The 1,052-nt window shown below is 65.8% G+C and carries 1 protein-coding gene; it reads left to right on the top strand.

The genetic code is table 11. The features are described 5' to 3' along the window. On the top strand, nucleotides 1-1,051 hold a 1,051-nt coding region (locus AU381_RS00025; RefSeq protein WP_064240010.1), incomplete at its 5' end, for an S-(hydroxymethyl)glutathione dehydrogenase/class III alcohol dehydrogenase. Nucleotide 1,052 lies beyond the last annotated feature (1 nt).

Genomic DNA, 1,052 nt, shown 5'->3' with positions numbered 1-1,052 from the left:
GGCCGGCGAGGTGCTGGTCGAGGTCAAGGCCACCGGCATCTGCCATACCGACGACTTCACGCTTTCCGGCGCCGACCCGGAAGGGCTGTTCCCGGCGATCCTCGGCCATGAGGGCGCCGGCGTCGTCGTCGATGTCGGCCCTGGCGTCACCTCGGTCCGGAAGGGCGACCACGTCATTCCGCTCTATACGCCGGAATGCCGCGCCTGCCCCTCCTGCCTGTCGCGCAAGACCAACCTCTGCACCGCGATCCGCGCCACCCAGGGGCAAGGCCTCATGCCGGACGGCACGAGCCGCTTCTCGATCGGCAAGGACAAGATCCACCACCACATGGGCTGCTCGACCTTCGCCAACTTCACCGTCTTGCCGGAGATCGCCGTCGCCAAGGTCAATCCGGACGCCCCCTTCGACAAGATCTGCTATATCGGCTGCGGCGTCACCACCGGCATCGGCGCGGTGATCAACACCGCCAAGGTCGAGATGGGTTCGACGGCGATCGTCTTCGGGCTCGGCGGCATCGGTCTCAACGTCATCCAGGGGCTTCGGCTTGCCGGCGCCGACATGATCATCGGCGTCGACATCAACAACGACAAGAAGCCCTGGGGCGAGAAGTTCGGCATGACCCACTTCGTCAACCCGACGGAGATCGGCGACGACATCGTCGCCCATCTGGTCAACCTGACGAAGCGCGGCGCCGACCAGTTCGGCGGCGCCGATTACACCTTCGACTGCACCGGCAATGTGAAGGTCATGCGCCAGGCGCTCGAAGCCTCGCATCGCGGCTGGGGCAAGTCGGTGATCATCGGCGTTGCCGGCGCCGGCCAGGAGATCGCCACCCGGCCGTTCCAGCTGGTCACCGGCCGCACCTGGATGGGCACCGCCTTCGGCGGCGCCCGCGGCCGCACCGACGTGCCGAAGATCGTCGACTGGTACATGGAGGGCAAGATCGAGATCGACCCGATGATCACCCACACCATGCCGCTCGACGACATCAACAAGGGCTTCGAACTGATGCATTCCGGCGAAAGCATCAGGAGCGTCGTGGTCTACTGAG

Source organism: Sinorhizobium glycinis (genome assembly GCF_001651865.1).
Taxonomy (GTDB): Bacteria; Pseudomonadota; Alphaproteobacteria; order Rhizobiales; family Rhizobiaceae; genus Sinorhizobium; species Sinorhizobium glycinis.
This window is presented reverse-complemented; position numbering and strand designations above follow the sequence as displayed.